Origin of the sequence: Pseudomonas sp. 32_A, assembly GCF_017490905.1 — a bacterium.
In the GTDB taxonomy this organism is placed as follows: Bacteria; Pseudomonadota; Gammaproteobacteria; order Pseudomonadales; family Pseudomonadaceae; genus Aquipseudomonas; species Aquipseudomonas inefficax.
The window spans coordinates 1-577 of the sequence record NZ_JAFGYI010000137.1 but is presented as its reverse complement, the minus strand read 5'-3'; the positions used below and the strand labels follow the sequence as shown (position 1 = coordinate 577).

Below are 577 nucleotides of genomic sequence, written 5' to 3'. Positions count from 1 at the left end.
ATTACCTGCTCGGCACGCAGCGCGAGCACGGCCTGTGGGACGAGACGCGCTTCACCGCGACGGGCTTCCCGCGCGTGTTCTATCTGCGCTACCACGGCTACCGCAAGTTCTTCCCGCTGTGGGCGCTCGCCCGCTATCGCAACCTGAAGCGCGCGAACGCGACGCGCGTGACGGTCGGGATGTAACGGCCGATGGCTGGTTCCGGCCGTCCGGCCGCACCCGTGATCGCCGTCGCCGGCATGGCGTTCGAGGCGCGGATCGCGCGCGGCGCGGGCGTCGAGGCGGTCTACGCGGCGCGCGCGGACCGGCTCGAGCGCGCGCTTGCCGAGGCGGCCCGCGCGCACGGCTGCGCGGGCATCGTCAGCTTCGGCACGGCGGGCGGGCTCGCGCCCGATCTCGCGCCGGGCGCGTTGATCGTCGCCGATTCCGTCGACGGGCCGTTCGGCGTGCTCGACACCGATGCCGGATGGAGCGCGCGCATCGTCGCCGCGCTCGCCGGCACGCCGGCCGCGTCGCGCGCGCGGCGCGGCAAGGTTGCGGCGGTTGGCGCGCCGGTCACCGGCGCGCACGAGAAGGA

At 75.2% G+C, this 577-nt stretch carries 2 protein-coding genes; both read left to right on the top strand.

Annotated elements, in window-relative coordinates:
• On the top strand, positions 1-185 hold a 185-nt coding region (locus tag J5M58_RS25955), incomplete at its 5' end, for a hypothetical protein (RefSeq protein ID WP_207880180.1).
• 36 nt (positions 186-221) lie between these two features.
• Positions 222-577, top strand: a 356-nt coding sequence (locus J5M58_RS25950; RefSeq protein WP_207880178.1) for a hypothetical protein, incomplete at its 3' end; no start/stop codon positions are given.